The following is a 20732-nucleotide window of genomic DNA, read 5'->3' as shown; positions in this document are numbered from 1 at the left end:
TTTATTTACTTTTAAATAGCCACGACCGCCGTTTTGTTTGTCAGGACAATTTCATGATAAGGCCGATCTCAAGCTTACCAAGCAATTGTATTTATTGTTAAATAATTTAATAATAAATTAAACAATGCGCGGATTTATTCGTTTTATCTCTAACAATCCTCAACTCCCATCAATCATTAACTTATGAAAAAAGAAACAGGTACCGAACCAAAGTTCAGTACAAAAACATCGCCCGAAGCAGAGCCTGCTTTGCTGGAACTATTTAAAGATAGTATAATGGATATTTATTGGGCCGAAAACCACCTGGTAAAAAACCTGCCTAAGATGATAGAAGCCGCTACATCCGACAAATTAAAAAGCACCATTACCGATCACCTCGAGCAAACTAAGGGCCACGTAAGCCGCCTGGAGCAGGTTTTCAGTTTATTGGGCGAAGAACCGATAGCTAAAAAATGTGACGCAATGGAAGGCCTGACCAAAGAAGGCGAAGGCATTGTAGAAAGCACAGAACAGGGCACCGCCACACGCGATGTAGGTATCATACTGGCATCGCAAAAGGTGGAGCATTATGAGATAGCCACTTACGGCGGTTTAACGCAACTGGCCAAAACGCTTGGTTTAGATGATGTTGCCGATTTGCTTTATCAAACCCTTACCGAAGAAAAAACTGCAGATGAACTGCTTACAGACGTAGCAGAGAACGATATTAATTACCAGGCAGCAAACGAAGCCTAAATCAATTTTTTAAAATTATGGCAGAAAATAAAAAGGCAGAAAAACCTGCAGCAGAGCCCGGCAACAAAAAGAGCGAACAACTTGGCCAGTTCAGGGACGATGCAACCGGTCAATTGATGACCACCAATACCGGCACCAAAATAAACGACGATAATAACTCTTTGAAAGCAGGCGACCGCGGTCCTTCCCTGCTGGAAGATTTTATCCTGCGTGAAAAGATCACACACTTTGACCACGAACGCATCCCCGAACGCGTGGTGCATGCACGTGGTTCTGGCGCGCATGGTGTATTTAAATTATACGAATCACAATCGGCAGTAACTAAAGCGCTGTTCCTGAACGATACAGAAACCGAAACACCTGTGTTTGTACGTTTCTCGACTGTGGCCGGCTCTAAGGGCTCATCAGACCTTGCGAGGGATGTACGTGGTTTCGCGGTACGCTTTTACACTCAGGAAGGTAACTTTGACCTGGTGGGCAACAACATGCCCGTATTTTTTATCCAGGATGCGATCAAGTTTCCTGATCTGATCCACGCGGTTAAACCCGAGCCGGATAACGAAATGCCGCAGGCAGCATCGGCACATGATACCTTCTGGGATTTTATTTCTTTAACGCCCGAATCTGCGCACATGGTGATGTGGGCCATGAGCGACCGCGCATTGCCCCGTAGTTTACGGATGATGGAAGGGTTTGGTGTACACACGTTTAGATTTGTAAATGCCGAAGGCGTGGCGAGCTTTGTAAAATTCCACTGGAAACCTTTATTAGGTGTGCATTCTGTAGCATGGGACGAAGCACAAAACATCTCCGGTAAAGACCCTGATTTTCACCGTCGCGACCTTTGGGATGCGATTGAAAGCGGCGCCTTCCCCGAGTGGGAACTGGGTGTACAGATCATTCCCGAAGAGGATGAATTTAAATTTGAATTCGACCTGCTGGATTCGACCAAATTAGTGCCCGAAGAATTAGTGCCCGTACAGCGCATTGGTAAAATGACGCTTAACCGCAACCCAGATAACTTTTTTGCAGAAACCGAGCAGGTAGCCTTTCACTTAGGCCACATCGTTCCCGGGATTGATTTTACTAATGATCCGCTGTTACAAGGCAGATTGTTCTCTTATACTGATACGCAGCTGTTACGTTTAGGCGGCCCGAATTTCCAGGAGATCCCTATTAACAGGCCTATAGTACCGGTTTACAACAACCAGCGCGACGGCCACATGCGCCAGGCTATCAATAGCGGTAAAACAAGCTACAGTCCAAACACGTTAGGCGGCAATTCTCCTGCACAGGCTAAAGCTGCCGAAGGTGGTTTTGTAAGTTACAACGAGCGCATTGATGCGCGCAAGATAAGGGCGAGAAGCAAAAGCTTTTTAGATCACTTTAGCCAAGCAAAGCTATTTTTCAACAGCCAGTCTACCCCGGAGCAGAACCATATTGTTGATGCCTTAAGCTTTGAACTCGGCAAAGTAAAAACCGTTGCCATTCGTGAACGGATGTTAGGCATCCTGTCGCTGATTGACAAAGGCTTAGCCGGTGGCGTGGCGTATGCTTTAGGTTTGCATGTGCCCACGCCGGAAACCCCGATCAATAAAAACGTCCCCGCTGATGCAGACATCGCCGATTATGAATCGGTGATATTTGAAGGTTCTTTGAAAAAATCGGAGCCGTTAAGCATGGCCAACACCATTAAAGATAGCATCCAAACCCGTAAGGTAGCGATACTGGCGGCAGATGGTGTTGATGAAAAAGCTTTGTTAGCAGTTAAAAAAGCCATTGAAGCCGAAGGGGGCTCGGTAAATGTGATCGCGCCGCGATTAGGCTTTATCACGTCCAAAAATGATGAGCAGATCCAGGCAGACGAAAGCTTCCTGACAGCGGCTTCGGTATTATTCGATGCGGTATATGTACCAGGTGGTACAAACAGCGTGGCATCAATAGAAGCTGAACCGGATGCAATACATTTCCTGAATGAAGCATTCAAGCATTGTAAGCCCATAGCGGCTGATGCCGGGGCGATGCAGGTGATAGAAGCTACCTATTTCAGCAAGAAGATCGAATCTGACGAGGGTGTGATTGTTAGCGACAACGCAAATGACCTGGCTAAGCAATTTATTGCCGACATTAAACAACACCGTTTTTGGGAAAGAGAAAAGCCGAGAAAGATCCCGGCTTAATATAAAAAAACGCCCCTTGTTTAAGGGGCGTTTTTTGTTTTATACTATTTGAGTAGCTCGATAGCGCCTTCGTTATTTTGCTGAACAGCAATATCATAAACAGTAAGTCCCTTGCTATCTAACAGCGTTTTATCAGCGCCGTTATCCAGTAACAACTTGATTATATCGTTCCTGCCAAACATGGCGGCAAACATCAATGCCGAGCCGCCATTACCGTGCTGGCGGTTCAGATCTGCACCCTTATCAATCAATAACTGGGCAATGTTGGTGTAACCTTTAAAACAAACCCCCATTAAGGCGGTGTTGCCACCGAAGTCGGCACCGTTTATATCCGCACCTGCATCGATCAGCATCTCTGCAGCCTCGTATTGGTTGTTATAACAGGCAATGATCAGGGGTGTAAAACCCTTCTCATCCTTAAAGTTAAAATCGGTGTTTTGCGATGCCAGTTCCTTTAAAACCGGGATCTCGCCAATCCGGGCGGCGTGTATAATGGCAGTTTGATTTATATCCATATTTTATCAACAGCTGTAAACAGCAATAGTTTATCAAGACAGCTATAAATTTACCACCATTTGCTTGCCGGTATACGTCACGCTTTTATCAATTGTGGCTGATGCCGACGTGTTTGAACCGTGCGCGCCGTTAACCATCACAATATCAAAAACGCGCTGTTTCAGCATGCCCGCAAAACTGCCTTTGGTGGCCGATATGGTTAGCTGGCGTAGTTTGTCGTTATAGTTGAATTCAAAAGTTGCCTTCGCCCCTTTTTCGTAATTATAGTTATCATTCTCATCCTCGTAAAACTTAAACTCGCCGTTGGCGCCAGGGTAAATACGCAGTTCAATTTTATCGGCAGGTTTTTCGGTAGCGTATTCCATTACCGGCCCCATCGGGATAATTGAGCCTGCCTTTACGTAAAGAGGCATCATATCCATAGGTACATTAACGTTTAGGGTTTGGCCGCCGTTGCTTATTTCGCCCGTCCAGAAGTTATACCATTTGGTTGCCTTCGGCAAGTAAACGTTGCGGGTTTTTGCTTTACTGCCGGCATCTTTACCGGTATACAATTGCGCCGTAACCGGGTTTACCAAAAACGCCGGGCCAAACATGTACTGGTCTGGTATGCCGTAAACCTTGGCATCATCCTTAAAATCAAAGGCTAATGAACGCATCATGGTATAGTTATCCGTATTTACGCGGCCTGCTAACGAGTAGATGTAAGGCAGCAGGCGATAGCGCAGGTTATCAAAGTTCAGCAGGGTTTTGCGGGTATCTTCGTCCCAGTTTTTAGAGAAAATTGCCCGCTCGCCCTTTCCGTGGATGCGGAATATAGGGCTGAATGCCCCAAATTGGAACCAACGGGTGAACAATTCCCTAAACTCGGGTTTAGACCAATCGGGCGCCGACCATTTGTAGTGGTAACCGCCGATATCAGACGTCCAATACGGGATGCCCGATACACAGGCATTGATACCCTGCGGCACCTGGTTTTTGAAATTGGCAAACGTACATTCAATATCCGACGACCATAAGGTGGCCGCGTTGCGCTGCTCGCCGGCAAACGACTGGCGCACCAAAAAGAACGCCCTTTTGTTGGGGATATCCCTGCGCCAGCCTTCGTAAACACCCTTTGTATGCTGTAACGAATAAGTGTTAAAATAATCGATTCCCTTACCTATCGAGAAATCAGCTTTACGGCGCTCGTCAAGCAAGGCGCCGTTATCCGGTTCGCACTGGTCTATCCACCAGGCATCCCAGCCGTAGCGTTTCACCAGGCTATCGCGTGCCTGCTGCCAGTATAATTCGCGGGCTTTGGGGTTATGTGCGTCATAATAAGTATCAAAGGTATGGGTAACCACATTATCCCAGGTGATGCTGGTGAGGCCGCCCATTTTTTCTAAAGCATCATAGTTGGGTGTGCCTTTTCCAAACACAGGCCATATCGAGATCATGGCATGCAGGTTAGCCTTATGCAGTGCATCTACCAGTTGTTTGGGGTGCGGATAACGCTCGGGTTTCATGATGTGCGACCCGATAGGCAAGGGGTCCCAGTAATACCAGTCCTGCACCAGCACATCAACCGGGATGTGGTTGTTACGGTAATTGTCTTTCACGGTTAATATCTCCGCTTCGCTCAGGTACCTGTCTTGTGATTGGAACAAGCCGTAAGCCCATTTACCAAACATGGGCGCCTTGCCCGTGGAGATGCGGTAAGAATCGATAATGTGATCAAAATCCGGCCCGTAAAAAAAGTAATAATCTACCTGTTTGCCGCTTTCTGATACATATTTGAATTGGGTGTTACCCGCCTCTGCACCGTAAAAGTTAGATGCCGAATAGTTATCCCACATCAGCCCGTAACCTTTTGTAGACAGCATTACAGGGATAGCGCCGGTTAAATACTTAATGGCCATATCCTGGTTACGGCCCTTATAATTTATGGAAAGCGAATCTAAAGGGTGGCAGCCCATACCAAACAATGCTTCGTCGGCCGGTGACTTAAAGCTGGTGGTACAATTGTAAGTTTCAATGCCCGCAATAGTAGCGGCCTGCATGCTTTTGTTGCTGCTATCTTCGGCGGTGATCACCTTGCCCGCCAAATCCATATAGGTAATGGCGTTGGTAGCTTTGTTGATGCTGATCTTCAGTTTTGCGGTAGTGATCAGCACATCGGTTTTGCCATCCTTTACCTGGAAGGCAGTAGGCTGTGCCCACTTATTGTTCACCACTAACGATTCCTTTTCGTTAAAGGAGTTGAGGATGGTAAATTTTATTTCTACAATATCTGCCCGGCAGATATTGATCTTCATCAATCCTTTATCGAGTTTGAAAGTTACACTGTTGGCTGTTTTTGTGAAAGACAACACACCGGCATTTGCGTTACTGAAAACAAATACACAAAGCATGAGTGCCAGAAATTTACCGGCCCTTAAATTTAAATGAAGCATAGGTGTTATTAGGCTAATTTAGTTTTTAAATATAGCCTAAGGTAGGCTGATAACCAATACCACAAATGTTTCAACTTGATAACACTAATGTTAAATAGAGCGCTAAATTATGCCATAGCAGTAAAATGGGCTTGCTGATGGAGCGGGTGAACTGCTAATTTGGGATATTAATGTTTAAATGCAGTAAAGCACTCACCCTTAAGGGTGAGTGCTTTACTGCCCATTGCTTCAATGTCTATTTCAACACCACCTTTGTAGCACCGTAACCAAACTTCTCTTTACGGGCATCCATAAAGGTTTGTACTTTAGGGTGCTTACTTAACAGCTTGTGTAATTCATGTTTTAAAATACCGTTGCCTGTACCATGAATAAAAGTAATATCGGGCATCTGGTGTACTATAGCACCATCAAGCGCATGTTTAAAGGCATTCACCTGAATGTTCAGCATTTCGCTGCTGCCTAAAAACTGATGATCGTCGCGCAGTTTTTCGATATGCAGGTCAAGCTCTGCTACCGGCTTTTGTACCACTTGCTTCTCTTCGGCGGGTTTAAAAAAGCTTTCCTTCAGCTTTTCGGCATCGATAATTAATTCCGGCTGATCTAATTGTACCAGCCAGCCTTGTTGTTTTAATATCGGCACAATCTTTTTAGCGCCCGCAAAATCTTTGGCTTTAAATTGTTCGGTAACGTTAAGGGGTAATTCAAGCGGCTGGTTTTGGCGGGTATGGAACAACACCTGGAAAATAAACTTTGGCCATAGCTGCAGATCGGATAGTTTGGCCGAATAAACTTTTACTGCCGATTGTGGCTCTATCATCCCCACAAACTCCCCTTTAATGGTTTTCTGCGCATCTGTTACAACAGATGCCAACAGTTGGAAAGAGGTTTCGTTAACCAGGTACAAATGTACCAGCGCATTCGCTTTAACATCGGCAATTACAGCGATGTGTACCCCTTTGCTTTTAAATTCACCGGTAGTGATGGCACTGGTTTGCGTTACGGCCTCTTCATCGTGACTGGCCGCGCCATGCCCGTGTACATAGGTAACTTTACTTGCCAAAACCGGGATCTCGAAATCATCCTCCACCGTTACCCCTATCATCTGCTCGTCAATGATCTTGGTTATATAACCTTCCAGCTTCTCATCAACAAAACGCACAAAATCACCTAATTTATATCTCATAGTTTGTGTAGTAGTTTGCAAAGGTATCAAATACGCTAACAACGTTAATTAATTTATCTTTATACTGCTTTTAGTTTTTAATTTTGCTCAATTTTACTGCCTCTTCCCGGTCTGCATGTTTCGCCCGGCGATTGGCCATCCATATAGATGGTGGCGTAAGGCTGTCAGTAAACACAATAGTATACTTTACTAAACCGCTGATTATGAGATGTTCACATTTGTTCACGGTGTTCATGTGATGAACGTGAACATGAATTGGAGAAAAAAGGAGAAAAAGAGTATAGATAAAAATATTATTTAAATACCATGCCTGCAAATCACAACATCCCCGACAAAGCCTATTTAAAGGCTATCTTTCTGCATCACCTCAACCGTATTTATAACGGTAAATGTTTTTTACGAAAAAGCCTCGCTCATTTGATCAGCCTGGCATCTTTTGAAGGCCTGCGCCTTGCAATGCAAGAGTTTGGCGGTGATGTTCAAAGCCAGATAGACCGGATGGAAAAGATCTATGCTATTATTAATGAATCGTCTAAAGACCTTGAATGTAACCCTATTACCTCTATTATAAAGGATGAGTTCTGCATAGATAAAGATCAAACTATGCCGGTTTTGAATGATCTTGACCTGATATTGTACGTACAGCTACTGGAGCATGTGAACATTACCTCGTACCGGATGCTGATCATGATTGCCAAGATGCTGAAGTATGATGAGGCAAAGCAGCTGCTGATTGAGAACTTTGATGAATCGGCTGATAACGATAAACTGTTCCAACTCATCGCAAAGGAATATATCACAAAGGACTAATGGATAGCTTATAAAAAAACAAAGCCCGGCATAAAGCCCGGCTCTGTTAGTTATTTAATACCCCTACTAAAATAACTTACAACAAAGGAAAAAAATAAATTTTACGCCCGCAAGGATTTAACTAAAACGAATTGTAACAATTCGTTTACGCAAAAGTCTATACTTTGACTGTAATCCATTTTAAATTTGCCTTTATAAAAAGGCATTTAAACGATAATCCCCCAATATTTATGAAGATTCTGAAACCCATATTACTGAGCGCATTATGCAGTATGGCATTGATGCAAACGCAGGCGCAAAGCTTGTACATGCCGCGCGATATTAAACAGGCTTACACCAAAGGCACACGCGCTGCCGATGGTAAACCCGGCGCAAAATACTGGCAAAACCGTGGCCGTTACAATATATCTATCACCACCAACCCGCCGGGCCGTATGGTAAAGGGTGCCGAGCAGGTTACTTATATCAACAACAGCCCCGACACCCTAAGAAGGATCAATATGAAATTGATCCTGAATATTCACCGCCCAGGTGCTGCACGCGACCGGTTTACCGGGCCTGATTATTTAACGCAGGGCATCCAGATAGACACGTTCCTGATTAACGGGCAAAAGAAAACCTGGAATAACAATACAATGGGATCTACCAACCAGTCCGTTAGTTTGTCGGCACCGTTAATGCCGCATGATTCGATCAAGTTAAACATCGCCTGGCATTTTGATGTAAGCAAACAAAGCGGCCGGGAGGGCATGATCGATTCGACTACTTATTACCTGGCCTATTTTTATCCGCGCGTAGCTGTCTATGACGATTATAACGGTTGGGACCGGATAGAATTTGTGGATTCGAAAGAATTTTACAACGATTTTAACGATTACACCCTTAACGTAACCGTGCCGAAGAACTACATTGTTTGGGCTACCGGCACGCTGCAAAATCCAACGCAGGTTTTGCAAAAGACTTATGCAGACAAACTAAAAAAATCAATGACCGACGATAGCACAACACATATTGCTACGTTAGAAGATCTTGCCGCAAAAAAGATCACGGCGCAAAACGCCATGAATACCTGGATCTGGAAGGCTACCGACATCAGCGATATGGCTGTAGGTATCAGCGATCATTATCTATGGGATGCCGGTAGTGTTGTTGTCGACAAGAAAAGCGGCCGCCGTGCAAGTTTGCAGGCTGCTTATTCGGAAAAAGGTACTGATTTTAAAAAATCAGTTCAAAATGGGCGTAACGCATTGGGCTGGTTTAGCAATAACTGGCCGGGCGTGCCTTATCCTTTCCCTAAAATGACGGCTTTTCAGGGCTTTGCCGATATGGAATACCCTATGATGGTAAACGACAGCCAGGTGGGTAATGATTCCTTCGCCCAATTGGTGCAAGATCATGAGATTGCGCATACCTGGTTCCCCTTTTATATGGGTATTAACGAGAGCCGCTACGCCTTTATGGACGAAGGATGGGCTACCACACTGGAATATTTGATAGGCATCGACGAGAAGGGCCCGGAGGCAGCCGCTAACTTTTACAAACAATTCCGGGTAAATAGCTGGATAAATGACCGGTCAACTTCAGAAGACCTGCCGATTATAACGCCGTCTAACGAGCAAACCGGCGGCTACGGTAACAATGCCTATGGTAAGCCGTCACTAAGCTACCTTGCGTTGAAAGATATGCTTGGCGACGATCTATTTAAGAAAGCACTGCATGGTTATATGGAAAGATGGCACGGCAAACATCCTATCCCTTGGGATTATTTTAATTCGATGAGCAACGTGAGCGGTAAAAACCTTAATTGGTTTTTCAACAATTGGTTTTTCACAAATGGCTATATCGACCTTGCATTTGGCGAAACAGTAAGAGGTAAAGACGGCTACACCTTAACGGTAAACAACGTGGGTGGTTATGCCGTACCATTCGATGCCATACTTACCTTTGCCGATGGTACTACGCAAACCATACATCAAAGCCCACAGGTTTGGGAGGCCAATCAAAAACAAATGTACTTAACCATCAAGGCTACGCCCGGCAAAAGCCTTAAATCGGTAACGCTGGATGGAGGTATTTTTGTTGATGCCACCAAAGCTGATAATACGTGGGTAGTAAAATAGTATAAGCAATTTTCATTGCCAACAAAAAAGCGCCCTGATCAAATGACAAGGGCGCTTTTTATATCATATAATTAAGCTTATGAATTCTGGATAGAGTTGTTCCAGTCGTTAGCTGTAGCTTTTACTTTTGATTTTGCATCACCATAACCGTTTTCGGCATAGTCTGTTGCTTTTGATTTTGCATTATCAACAGCATCTTCAGCATCGCCAACAGCACTGTTAAATTTTGATTTCACAGAATCAACAACATCGCTGCCGTACTCTTTTGCATGGCTTGCATATTCTTTTGCACTGTTTGCAGTGGTTTGAGCTTTGTCTTTAGCTGTCTGGATAAGGTCGTTAACGTAATCAGCGATATCGCCTCTCAGGTCTTCACCTTTTTCAGGAGCCAATAATAAGCCTAAAGCGGCACCGGCTGCAGCACCCACTAAAAGTGCTGCTATAATTTTTGCTTGATCTTTCATATTCTTACTTTTTAGTAGATGATTTGTTACAACTTTAACAAATACCATACCGCACTGTTTAATAAATAAAAAAATAGTTTAAAATAGTACAGGTTAGCCTTAATACAAACTCAATTGATAATATTTACCTGATATGGGCCGCTTTTAATGGCTCTGTTTTTGATGACAAGGGTTTAAATGGATATACATCGCTTGCAAAACATACTGCAAAACCTACAATATCGTAAAGAGGCATTCATAATTGCTATTATTTTGGTAGCGGTATTAATGTTTTTGAACTATAAAATAATACCTGCATTAGTCGGCAACTCGCCGCGCGCATATAGCATCCTGCAAGGCATCATTAACTTTTTGTTGTTTTTGGTTTGCGGTATTATTGTTATAGGCGCGGCATTGCTTTGGTTAGTGGGCAACCGCCCTAACGTATAGGTTATAATGCAAAAAAACACCCTCCGTTGCCGAAGGGTGTTTTTGTAAGCTTAGTTTATTAATATAATTAATTAAACAACTTTTACGTTTACTGCGTTTAAGCCTTTACGTCCGTTTTCTACTTCGAACTCAACTTTATCGTTTTCACGAATTTCGTCAATTAGACCTGTTGAATGAACAAATACGTCTGCGCCGCCACCTGCTGGTGTGATAAAGCCAAAACCTTTTGTCTCATTGAAAAATTTTACTGTTCCTTCTTTTTGCATTATTTTATTTATTAAAGGCCGCAAGGTAGGGATAAAATTTCATATTTACGCAAATCGGGCAATTTGCCAACAACTTTAGCTGCAAAATGATGATGTAATTACTTTACATCAGGCTACAATAGCCAAATGACGGCCGTGCAGAGTATTCTCAGAATCTTTTACAATGCCACGGATCTTTTCGTCCAGCTCATTAATAGTAAGCTCCATCATCTCAAAATAGGTAAAATCGATGTTTTCCATCTTTAACAGGTCCATAATCCCTAATAATGATGCCACAGGGCGGCGCAGTTCATGCGATTGGATAATAGCTATCCGGTTCAATGCTTCGTTTTGGATGTTAATATATTCTTCCTGCTTCTTATGATGGGTAATATCGTTAGAATTCAGGGCCACTCCTATTACATCACCTTTTGCATTTTTAACAGGTATAAACGTAGTAATTTTCCAGCAGGCGTTGGCCGTTCCGCGCATCAGCAACCATTCGCGCTTGGTAGCACGACCGGATAAGGCCACATTAAAATATTTTTTGAACTGATTAAGAATTGCCTTGTCTATATAATCTAAAATTGAATCGCCGTTGGCTATTTTGTGCCGGTGCGTACTATTTATAAAAGTTGCGGCAGATTTGTTAAAGGCCAATACCGCATAATTCTTATCAATGAGTAAATGCGTATCGTTACTGCTGTCGAATAAAGCCTTCAACTTTAATTCCGACTCGTTAATGGCCTGGTTTTGCTTTTGCTCTGTTTTATGTTTTTCATCCAGGGCTTCTAAACTATAATTAAGCTCCATCAAATTAACCACCTGTTTGGCCATAACGGTCAACGTTTTTTTTTGGAGTGCCGAAAGTTCGCGGGGTTTCATATCAATTACGCAAAGGCTGCCAATGGGATAACCGTCTTTGGTGATTAAAGGGACACCCGCATAAAAACGCACATGAGGTTCGCCGGTTACAAGTGGGTTTTTCGCAAATTCACTTAACAGCATATCATTTATAATATGCAGCTCATCTTTGAGTATCGTTTTATTACAGAAGGCAACCTTTCTATCGGTACAATCTATCTCTGTACCTACAGCGGCTTTAAACCATTGCTTATCCTCATCAAGCAAAGTTACCAATGCTACAGGGCTATTACATGTATCGGCCACCAGGCTAACCAAATCATTCAGATCTTTGGTTATACCAGCACCAAGTTGCTTAAACCTGTTTACAGCATTCAGGCGTCGATGCTCGTTGTGTTTCATGATGGATTAACGCAAATAATTTCACTTAAACGATTAAATATGTCGCGCTACTTGCACTTATACGCAATTCGCTATTAACAGTTGCTTTGTACTTCCAAATAAAATAATTTGTTTATGAGGATATTGCTAAATACGTTTTTTTTACTCTGTTTAGTTTTATGTAAAAGCAAAAAAAGCCCCCGGCTCAACACCTTGGGGGCTTTGCTAAATTAATTAAGCTTGGGCATAAACCATGTACTCAGCTTAAAATATAGCCATATCATTTGCTTATTGCTTGAATATCAACAGCAAAGACGCATCTGTATAACGAAAATACGAGGTATGAAATGAAAAAGTTTTTACACTCCCAAAAGCAAAAAAGGTTACCGTTGTTGCCGGTAACCTTTAAATTAATTAATGTGATCATTTAACTATTCAGAATAGATGCTCTGCACAAGATCGCGCAGGTTATAGCCTGATGCCATCACTTCTCCGTAAGCACCTGCCGTACGGATAGCTATCAAATCGCCACGGTAGGATTGTGGTAGGTCTACATCCTTACGGAAACAATCTGTACTTTCGCATATCGGGCCTACAACGTCGTACTTGATTTCGGATTTCGGATGTTCCATTGCGGAATTATCATCTTTTGACTTTTGACTCAAATTCTCAATAGCGTGATACGCCTGGTAAAGCATCGGTCTCATTAACTCGGTCATCCCGGCATCCAGTATCAGGAAGTTTTTCTTTTGCCCGTTCTTTACATATAGTACTCTGGAGATGAGCGAGGCTGATTGCGCCACTAATGCGCGGCCCAATTCAAAGTGTACCTCCTGCCCCGGTTTTACATTCAGGAATTTTTTAAATATGCTGAAGTAGCTTTCAAAATCAGGAACAGGGTTGGTATCGGGATTGTAGTAATCTACCCCAAGCCCACCGCCGGCATTTAATATTGCTACAGCGAAGCCCTGGTTTTCAAACCAATCCTGCATTTCGTTAATACGGATACACAGACTGCGGTAAACCTCCATATCGGTAATTTGTGAGCCGATGTGAAAATGGATCCCTAAAAATCTCAGATTGGCACATTTGCGCAGCATCGCTGCCACATCGTTCAGCTGCCAGGTATTGATACCAAATTTATTCTCGTCCAGCCCGGTAGTAATATAATGGTGAGTATGGGCATCAACGTTTGGATTAATACGGATAGCGATACCCGCGGTTTTACCTTTAGCCGCCGCCAGGTCGTTAATGATCTCCAGCTCCTGAACCGACTCTACATTAAAGCAAAAAATATCTGCGTCGAGCGCCAGGTTAATTTCCTTGTCAGATTTACCTACACCCGCAAAAACAACCTTGTCTTTACCAAACCCATGGGCAATAGCCGCCTTTACTTCGTTACCGCTCACGCAATCGGCCCCAAAACCATATGATTGAATAGTATCTATCACCCTTGAGTTAAAATTAGCCTTCATGGCGTAATGCACATGGAAGTTATGTTTTGCCGATGCATCGCGGCAGGCATCAAGCGTTTGTTTCAATGCGTTTAAATCATAGTAATAGAATGGAGTTTCTATATCTGTAAAGCGTTGTATAATATTGTTATTTAACATCTCTTTAAAAGTCAAAATTAAAAAGTCAAAAGTCAAAATCAACTTTTGTGTACTGTGATCATTGCGAGGCACGAAGCAGTCTCCCGATGAGCATATCGAATATGCAAAGTTTTGAGATGGCACCCGCACTTCGTAACGACGCGATTATTATAGCTCCGGATAAATTCGAAATCGAACGTCCGAAATTCGAATTCTAAAACAGCCTGTTATGCAAGCTCCTTAAAACCTCCACCTTCTCTTCTGTTTTTACCAGTAACGACATATTATGGTCGCTGCCACCGTATGATATCATCCTTACCGGGATATGCTTTACAGCTTCCAGCACCCGTGCTGCATAGCCATGCTTCTCGGCACCAAAATCTCCCACAACGCATATAATGGTATGGTTCACATCTATCTCTACCGAACCGAAAGCACCTAGTTCAGTAGTGATCTCACCTAAATAACTAGTATCGTCGATAGTTAAAGATACGGCCACTTCTGATGTAGTGATCATATCGATAGAAGTACGGTAACGCTCAAACACTTCAAACACGCGGCGTAGAAAGCCATGCGCCAGTAGCATCCGGCTGCTCTGGATCTTTATAGCTGTAATCCCATCTTTAGCGGCGATAGATTTTATCCGGTCTTTTTCGCTGGTGTTAGTAATCAGCGTACCCGCAGCCTGCGGATCCATCGTATTTAACAACCGTACCGGGATCTTATATTTTTGTGCCGGGAAAACGCTTTGCGGATGCAAGATCTTCGCGCCAAAATACGCCAGCTCGGCAGCCTCATCAAATGATAGCTGGGCAATTGGCGTAGTACCTTTAACAATACGCGGGTCGTTGTTATGCATACCGTCAATATCCGTCCATATCTGTACTTCCTCGCTGCGGATACCCGCACCTATTAAAGATGCGGTGTAGTCGCTGCCGCCGCGGCGCAAGTTATCTATCTCGCCAAAAGCGTTACGGCAAATAAAACCTTGCGTAACAAAAAGGTTAACACCAGGGTGTTTTTCTAAAAGTGGCGTAAGCTGTTGCGTAATGTAGTCTACCACCGGCTCGCTGTCCTCATCGGTTTTCATAAACTCCAGCGCAGGTAACAATACCGATGGCACACCAATTTCTTTTAAATAGATGTGATATAAGGTGGTTGACAACAACTCGCCCTGGGCCAAAATTATCTTATCCTCAATAGGTGTAAACAGGTCGTTCGCCAAAGTGCTCAACAGCTTAAAATGATAGTCTATCACTTCTTTACCCTGTGCCAAAAACTCCGGTCTTTGCAACAATTCCTTTATAAAAACTTCGTACTTATCCTTTAATATATTGATCAGGTTAGCGGCCCCGGCCTTATCGCCCGTAAGATACGCTTGCCCAATTTCTACTAAACTATTTGTAGTGCCCGATACTGCCGATAACACCACAATTTGCCGCTCAGCAGGATTGATGATATCCAGCAGTTTTTGCATACGGGAAGGGCTGCCAACAGATGTTCCGCCGAATTTTAAAACTTTCATTATTTGTTTCCGTTTACCATAAATGATTGATATTCTTGTATCAATATTTGAGGCGCTAAAATTAGGATTTTAAACCATTATATCTAAAATGAGTACAATAAAATTTGGGACAGATGGCTGGAGAGCGATCATTGCCGACGACTTTACTGTCGAAAATGTAAAACGCGTAGCCTACGCAACCGCATTATGGCTGAAACAAAATTTCGAAAACCCGAGTGCCGTAGTGGGATGCGACCCTCGTTTTGCAGGCCCTATGTTTGCCGATGTTACCACAACGGTACTGGCATCACAAGGCATCAAGGTATTCCGTGCCGAAAATATGTTTATATCTACGCCAATGATCTCATTAGGTACAGTGCGTACAGGTGCATCTGCTGGTATAATTATTACTGCGAGCCACAACCCACCGGCATACAACGGATACAAAATAAAAGCATTTTATGGTGGCCCCGCTACCCCGGATGATATTGAAAAAGTTGAATCACAGATCCCGGACACCGTTAGCCTAGAGTTAAAAACAGTTACCGATTACGTTACAGAAGGATTGGTAGAGTATATTGATCTGGAAGACATGTATGTTGAGCATGCCGAGGCAAACTTTGATATCCCCGCCATTCGCGATAGCGGTCTGCAATGGGCTTATGATGCCATGTACGGTGCGGGCCAAAATGTAATGCGCCGCCTGTTCCCTGATATCACCTTTTTGCATGCCGACTATAACCCAAGCTTTGATGGACAGGCACCCGAGCCTATCCAGCGTAACCTGCAGGAGTTTGAGCAACTGATCAAGCTATCAGAAGGCGAAATTGCGTCTGGTTTGGTAACCGATGGTGATGCCGACCGGATTGGCTTGTATGACGGCGATGGCAATTTTGTCGATTCGCACCACATACTTTTACTGTTGATCCATTACATGTACAAAGTTAAAGGCGAAAAAGGAGAAGTTTACTCTACCTTCTCTTGTACCAGCAAAATCCAAAAGCTTTGCGATGCATACGGCTTGAACAATACAGTTACCAAAATTGGCTTTAAATACATTTGCGACCTGATCGTGAACAGCGGCAAACAGTTTATGGTAGGTGGCGAAGAATCCGGCGGGATTGCCGTTAATGGCCATATTCCTGAGCGTGACGGCGTTTGGATAGGATTAATGATCTGGGAATTTATGGCAAAAAGCGGCCGTAGTTTGAAAGACCTGGTACAGGAAATTTATGACGTGGTAGGCAAATTTGCTGTTGAGCGTTATGACCTGCACGTAACCGAAGAGAAAAAACAAGCCATCATCAGCCGCTGTAAAGGTGGAGTGGATAGCTTTGGCCACTTGAAGGTGACGAAGACTGAAGACCTGGATGGGTTCAAATTCTTCTTTGAGGACGAGACTTGGGTAATGATCCGCCCGTCGGGTACCGAGCCGGTATTGCGTGTTTACGCCGAGGCGCCAAGCACCGCAGAATCATTCAAGATCCTGGATATTGTGAAGGCAGACTTGCTTAAATAAACCGGAATTTATACGACTCTAAAGGCTTGCTTCGGCAGGCCTTTTTTGTGCCAAAAAAACGGTAAATGGGTTTACAAAGGTTTACATATTTCACTAAAAAAAAATTTAATACATTGATTATAAGAATCTTATAAAAAAGTTGGGTTTACACGATTTTTCAGCCATCCGGCCGCATTGAGCTAATCCCTTTTTACTATCCTGAGCCATAACGAAGGGGCTTCCAAATAGTGGTAAAGTAAAAAGATGCCTCGCTATCGCTCAATACGACAAGTTTGAAAATTTTTTTTGCAATTTAGTGGTGATATATCTCCCGGGTAAGGCACATACTATTAAACACCTATATAATGGTTTGCAATCAACAATCGATAAAGACTGAACAACTCATTATGCGGCTTTACCAAACGGCCTTCCCGGCGGTTGCAAAGTATGTTTATAAAATGGGCGGCAGTTTTGATGATGCTAAAGATATATTTCAGGATGCGCTGGTAATTTATTATGAAAAATCGGTTGCCGGTAATTTAAACCTGCATAAAGCCGACGACAAGCCGTACCTGTTAGGCATCGCTAAAAACTTGTGGCTTAAAAAGTTCAGGGGCGATAAGGATAACCTGCCCCTGTTGGATGGATTTGACTTGACGGAGGAACGGGAAGAAGAATTATCATCAGACAAGTTGATGTACTACCTGCAAACTGCCGGCAAAAAATGCATGGAGCTATTGAGCGCGTACTATTACGAGAAAATGCCGATGAAGAAGATTGCCGGGTTGTTTGGCTTTATCGGGGAGCGGTCGGCAACGGTACAGAAGTATAAATGCCTTGAAAAAGTGAGGGAAACAATTAAAGAAAACGCATTGACTTATGAGGACTTCGTTGCGTAATATCAAAGAAACCGACGATCATCTGCATGGGCAATTACCGCCACAGGATGCCTTGCTTTTTGAAGCGCGCTTGCTTTTAGATGCCGAGCTTGCCAATAATTTACACTGGCATCAACAAACTTTAGGCCTTGTGCATCAATACGGCCGCAACCATCTGCGTAGCATTATAGAAAACGTACACCAGCAGTTATTTACACAAACACAACATTCCGGCTTCAGGCAAAAGATCTTGCAGCTTTTTAAATAACCACAAACTTTTATGGAAATGAATAAAAATGAATTCCGCAAATATGCGGTGAGGCACCGCCATGTCAATTCTTTACATCTGGATAAGTTTATCGGCCAGGTAAACACCTATACCCTGCCCATGAGCATGACCCCTCATATTATGGAAGAGCGGCAGCTCAACATCTCACAGATGGACGTATTTTCGCGCCTGATGATGGACAGGATCATTTTCCTGGGCACCGCTGTTGATGACCAGGTGGCCAATATTATACAGGCGCAACTGCTGTTCCTGCAATCGGCCGATGCAAAACGCGACATCCAGATCTATATCAATTCGCCGGGCGGTTCGGTTTATGCGGGCTTGGGTATTTATGATACTATGCAGTTTATATCGCCCGATGTGGCAACTATTTGTACCGGCATGGCTGCTTCTATGGCGCAGGTATTACTTTGCGCGGGCACAAAGGGAAAACGTGCCGCCCTGCCCCACTCCAGGGTGATGATGCATCAGCCGTCGGGCGGCTCGCAAGGTGTAGCATCTGATATTGAGATCGCTGCCGTGCAGATCGCTAAGATGAAGCAAGAACTTTACGAGATCACCGCCAAACATACCGGGCAGGATTACGAAACCGTTCATCGTCTGTCTGACCGCGACCACTGGATGATAGCCCACGAAGCATTGGAATTTGGAATGATAGACGAGGTGCTGGGGAGGACGGATAAGATTTAAGACAGCTCCTTTTATATTTAGCGTATAGGCTTGCCGCAGCAGCCCTATACGCTAAATATGCTTGATAATTCTATCCTGCAAATTCGATAATTCTGTAAATTCTGATTATTTTTAGCTGCCAACTAAACTTATAATGAAATACATTTTGCTGCTGCTTTTGTTACCGGCTTTCGCGCTGGCGCAAAAAAAGCCTACTAATCAAAACCTGTTTGATACCATCCCCTTTATCCCCGACCATACTACGGACAGGTTAGCCCAGTTTGCCAAACAACCGGTCACTCAAGGCGGCATCATCTTTTTAGGCAACAGCATTACCGAAATGGGTAACTGGGCCAAACTGCTTAACGATACCACCGTATTAAACCGCGGTATTGGCGGCGATATTACCTTCGGTGTGTTAAAACGGTTGGATGATATTACCAACCGTCACCCTAAAAAGGTTTTCATCTTATTAGGCATCAATGATATCGGTAAGGATATTCCTGATTCTGTTATCGCTTACAACTATGCCAGGATTGTTAAACAAATCCATGCAAACAGTTCGGCTACAAAAATCTTTGTACAAAGCATCTTGCCGGTAAATTCGGCGCATACCAATTTCCCGCAGCATTATGATAAGGGTGAACATATTCCCCGGGTGAACAAAATGCTGGAAGCCAATGCGAAGGCTTTAGATTATACCTACATCAACATCGCCTCGCTGTTTTTAGATGCCAATAAACGCCTGGCCGACCAATATACAATAGAGGGCCTGCACCTTAAACCTGCCGCGTATGAAGTTTGGGTGGCGTACTTAAAGAAATTGAAATACCTTTAATACTAATATGAACAAAACCAAGATCGCCATTATCGGCGCCGGTTATATCTCAGATATCCACCTCGAATCGTACCATCGTTTTGTGCCCGAAGCTGAGATAGTGGCCGTGTACGCCCGCAATATAGATAAGGCTAAAGCATTTGCCGGTAAATACCACATTCCACAGTATTTTGACGATGTTGATCAGTTATTGGCGCAGGCCGACGTAGAAGTGGTTGACATCTGCGTGCCCAATTACCTGCATGCTCCGGTTTGTATAAAGGCGGCTAAGGCCAAAAAGCATATCATCATCGAAAAACCTTTGGCCGTTACTTTAGAGGAGGCCGACGAGATGATAGCCGTTTGCAAAGAAAATAACGTGAAGCTGATGTATGCCGAAGAGCTTTGCTTCGCGCCGAAATATGAGCGCGCCAGGCATCTGGTAAAAGAAGGCGCCGTTGGCGAAGTTTACATGCTTAAACAGGCCGAAAAGCACAGCGGCCCGCATACCGATTGGTTTTATGATATCGACCTGGCCGGTGGCGGTGTAATTATGGATATGGGCTGCCACGCCTTAGGCTGGTTCCGCTGGATGATGCCCGGCGTACAAGTTAAGGATGTTTATGCCACCATGAGTACCGTGCTGCACAAAGGCCGTACCCGGGGCGAAGATAATGCCGTAGTGATAGTGGAATTTGAAAATGGTGTTACCTGCGTTGCAGAAAGCAGCTGGGCCAAACACGGCGGGATGGACGATCGCTGCGAGATCTATGGCACGGGCGGTGTGGTTTATGCCGACCTGTTCCAGGGAAATTCGGCCTTAACCTACAGTAAAGATGGTTACGGCTATGCAATGGAAAAGGCAGATACCTCGCAAGGCTGGAGTTTCACCATATTTGAGGAAGCCTTTAACCAGGGCTACCCGCATGAGTTAAAGCACTTTATTGAGTGCGTGCGCGAAGACAAAACGCCTTTAGTTACCGGTGAGGATGGCCGCGTTGTGTTGGAAATTATCTATGCCGCCTATGCATCGGCGGGGTTGGGCCGTAAAGTTGCCCTGCCCTATTCGGCAAAAGTTGCCAAACCCATTGACCTTTGGTTTAACCCTAAACAAAACAATTAA

General features: G+C 44.0%; 19 protein-coding genes. 11 read left to right on the top strand and 8 right to left on the bottom strand.

All coding sequences use genetic code 11. The features are described 5' to 3' along the window. Nucleotides 1-183: 183 nt before the first annotated feature. Nucleotides 184-735 (top strand): YciE/YciF ferroxidase family protein, encoded by a 552-nt coding sequence (locus IDJ76_RS00300; RefSeq protein ID WP_191159541.1) that lies wholly within the window; start codon nucleotides 184-186, stop codon nucleotides 733-735. 17 nt (nucleotides 736-752) lie between these two features. Then, nucleotides 753-2915 (top strand): catalase, encoded by a 2163-nt coding sequence (locus IDJ76_RS00295; RefSeq protein ID WP_191159539.1) that lies wholly within the window; start codon nucleotides 753-755, stop codon nucleotides 2913-2915. Nucleotides 2916-2959: 44 nt separating this feature from the next. Here the strand turns inward: IDJ76_RS00295 and IDJ76_RS00290 are convergent, their stop codons facing one another. The 3 genes from IDJ76_RS00290 to IDJ76_RS00280 all read right to left on the bottom strand — a co-directional run bounded on the left by IDJ76_RS00290 (nucleotide 2960) and on the right by IDJ76_RS00280 (nucleotide 7049). Beyond that, entirely contained in the window at nucleotides 2960-3430 is a 471-nt protein-coding gene (locus IDJ76_RS00290; RefSeq protein ID WP_191159537.1) for an ankyrin repeat domain-containing protein, read from the bottom strand. Between the two features lie 42 nt (nucleotides 3431-3472). Continuing rightward, nucleotides 3473-5866 (bottom strand): glycoside hydrolase family 31 protein, encoded by a 2394-nt coding sequence (locus IDJ76_RS00285; RefSeq protein ID WP_191159535.1) that lies wholly within the window; start codon nucleotides 5864-5866, stop codon nucleotides 3473-3475. A gap of 235 nt (nucleotides 5867-6101) precedes the next feature. Next, on the bottom strand, nucleotides 6102-7049 hold the full coding sequence (locus IDJ76_RS00280; RefSeq protein ID WP_191159533.1) for a Smr/MutS family protein: 948 nt from the start codon (nucleotides 7047-7049) through the stop codon (nucleotides 6102-6104). A 306-nt stretch (nucleotides 7050-7355) separates the two neighbouring features. Here IDJ76_RS00280 and IDJ76_RS00275 point away from each other — a divergent pair, with 306 nt between their 5' ends. Continuing rightward, nucleotides 7356-7859 (top strand): DUF892 family protein, encoded by a 504-nt coding sequence (locus IDJ76_RS00275; protein WP_191159531.1) that lies wholly within the window; start codon nucleotides 7356-7358, stop codon nucleotides 7857-7859. A 230-nt stretch (nucleotides 7860-8089) separates the two neighbouring features. Then, a complete protein-coding gene (locus IDJ76_RS00270) occupies nucleotides 8090-9979 on the top strand; it encodes a M1 family metallopeptidase (RefSeq protein WP_191159529.1) in 1890 nt (629 codons plus the stop codon). Between the two features lie 77 nt (nucleotides 9980-10056). Here IDJ76_RS00270 and IDJ76_RS00265 read toward each other — a convergent pair whose 3' ends face one another. Then, nucleotides 10057-10443 carry a YtxH domain-containing protein gene (locus IDJ76_RS00265; RefSeq protein WP_191159527.1) on the bottom strand — a complete coding sequence of 129 codons (387 nt, stop codon included), beginning with the start codon at nucleotides 10441-10443 and terminating at the stop codon, nucleotides 10057-10059. A 177-nt stretch (nucleotides 10444-10620) separates the two neighbouring features. On the opposite strand from IDJ76_RS00265, the gene IDJ76_RS00260 reads away from it, so the two are divergent. Next, on the top strand, nucleotides 10621-10872 hold the full coding sequence (locus tag IDJ76_RS00260) for a hypothetical protein (RefSeq protein WP_191159525.1): 252 nt from the start codon (nucleotides 10621-10623) through the stop codon (nucleotides 10870-10872). A gap of 71 nt (nucleotides 10873-10943) precedes the next feature. On the opposite strand, the gene IDJ76_RS00255 is transcribed toward IDJ76_RS00260, so the two are convergent. From IDJ76_RS00255 to IDJ76_RS00240, 4 genes are all read right to left on the bottom strand, one after another. Next, nucleotides 10944-11138: a cold-shock protein gene (locus IDJ76_RS00255; protein WP_067191358.1), complete on the bottom strand. Its 195-nt coding sequence runs from the start codon at nucleotides 11136-11138 to the stop codon at nucleotides 10944-10946. Nucleotides 11139-11246: 108 nt separating this feature from the next. Next, nucleotides 11247-12383: a GAF domain-containing protein gene (locus IDJ76_RS00250; protein WP_191159523.1), complete on the bottom strand. Its 1137-nt coding sequence runs from the start codon at nucleotides 12381-12383 to the stop codon at nucleotides 11247-11249. Between the two features lie 410 nt (nucleotides 12384-12793). Further along, complete coding sequence (gene lysA / locus IDJ76_RS00245; protein WP_191159521.1) at nucleotides 12794-13975, bottom strand: diaminopimelate decarboxylase; 1182 nt, start codon at nucleotides 13973-13975, stop codon at nucleotides 12794-12796. Between the two features lie 193 nt (nucleotides 13976-14168). Beyond that, a complete protein-coding gene (locus IDJ76_RS00240) occupies nucleotides 14169-15479 on the bottom strand; it encodes an aspartate kinase (RefSeq protein ID WP_191159519.1) in 1311 nt (436 codons plus the stop codon). An 88-nt stretch (nucleotides 15480-15567) separates the two neighbouring features. On the opposite strand from IDJ76_RS00240, the gene IDJ76_RS00235 reads away from it, so the two are divergent. From IDJ76_RS00235 to IDJ76_RS00210, 6 genes are all read left to right on the top strand, one after another. Beyond that, complete coding sequence (locus IDJ76_RS00235) at nucleotides 15568-16977, top strand: phosphohexomutase domain-containing protein (protein ID WP_191159517.1); 1410 nt, start codon at nucleotides 15568-15570, stop codon at nucleotides 16975-16977. 344 nt (nucleotides 16978-17321) lie between these two features. Continuing rightward, entirely contained in the window at nucleotides 17322-17855 is a 534-nt protein-coding gene (locus IDJ76_RS00230) for an RNA polymerase sigma factor (RefSeq protein WP_191159515.1), read from the top strand. Then, nucleotides 17836-18102: a hypothetical protein gene (locus IDJ76_RS00225; RefSeq protein WP_191159513.1), complete on the top strand. Its 267-nt coding sequence runs from the start codon at nucleotides 17836-17838 to the stop codon at nucleotides 18100-18102. Before IDJ76_RS00230 ends, IDJ76_RS00225 begins: the two co-directional genes overlap by 20 nt. A gap of 12 nt (nucleotides 18103-18114) precedes the next feature. Further along, entirely contained in the window at nucleotides 18115-18813 is a 699-nt protein-coding gene (locus tag IDJ76_RS00220) for an ATP-dependent Clp protease proteolytic subunit (protein ID WP_191159511.1), read from the top strand. A 133-nt stretch (nucleotides 18814-18946) separates the two neighbouring features. After that, complete coding sequence (locus tag IDJ76_RS00215; RefSeq protein ID WP_191159509.1) at nucleotides 18947-19630, top strand: GDSL-type esterase/lipase family protein; 684 nt, start codon at nucleotides 18947-18949, stop codon at nucleotides 19628-19630. Between the two features lie 7 nt (nucleotides 19631-19637). Continuing rightward, complete coding sequence (locus tag IDJ76_RS00210; protein WP_191159507.1) at nucleotides 19638-20732, top strand: Gfo/Idh/MocA family protein; 1095 nt, start codon at nucleotides 19638-19640, stop codon at nucleotides 20730-20732.

The organism is Mucilaginibacter glaciei, assembly GCF_014773245.1.
GTDB lineage: Bacteria > Bacteroidota > Bacteroidia > Sphingobacteriales > Sphingobacteriaceae > Mucilaginibacter > Mucilaginibacter glaciei.
Note: the sequence above shows the minus strand (reverse complement) of the source record. Positions and strands in the feature narration are given on the sequence as shown.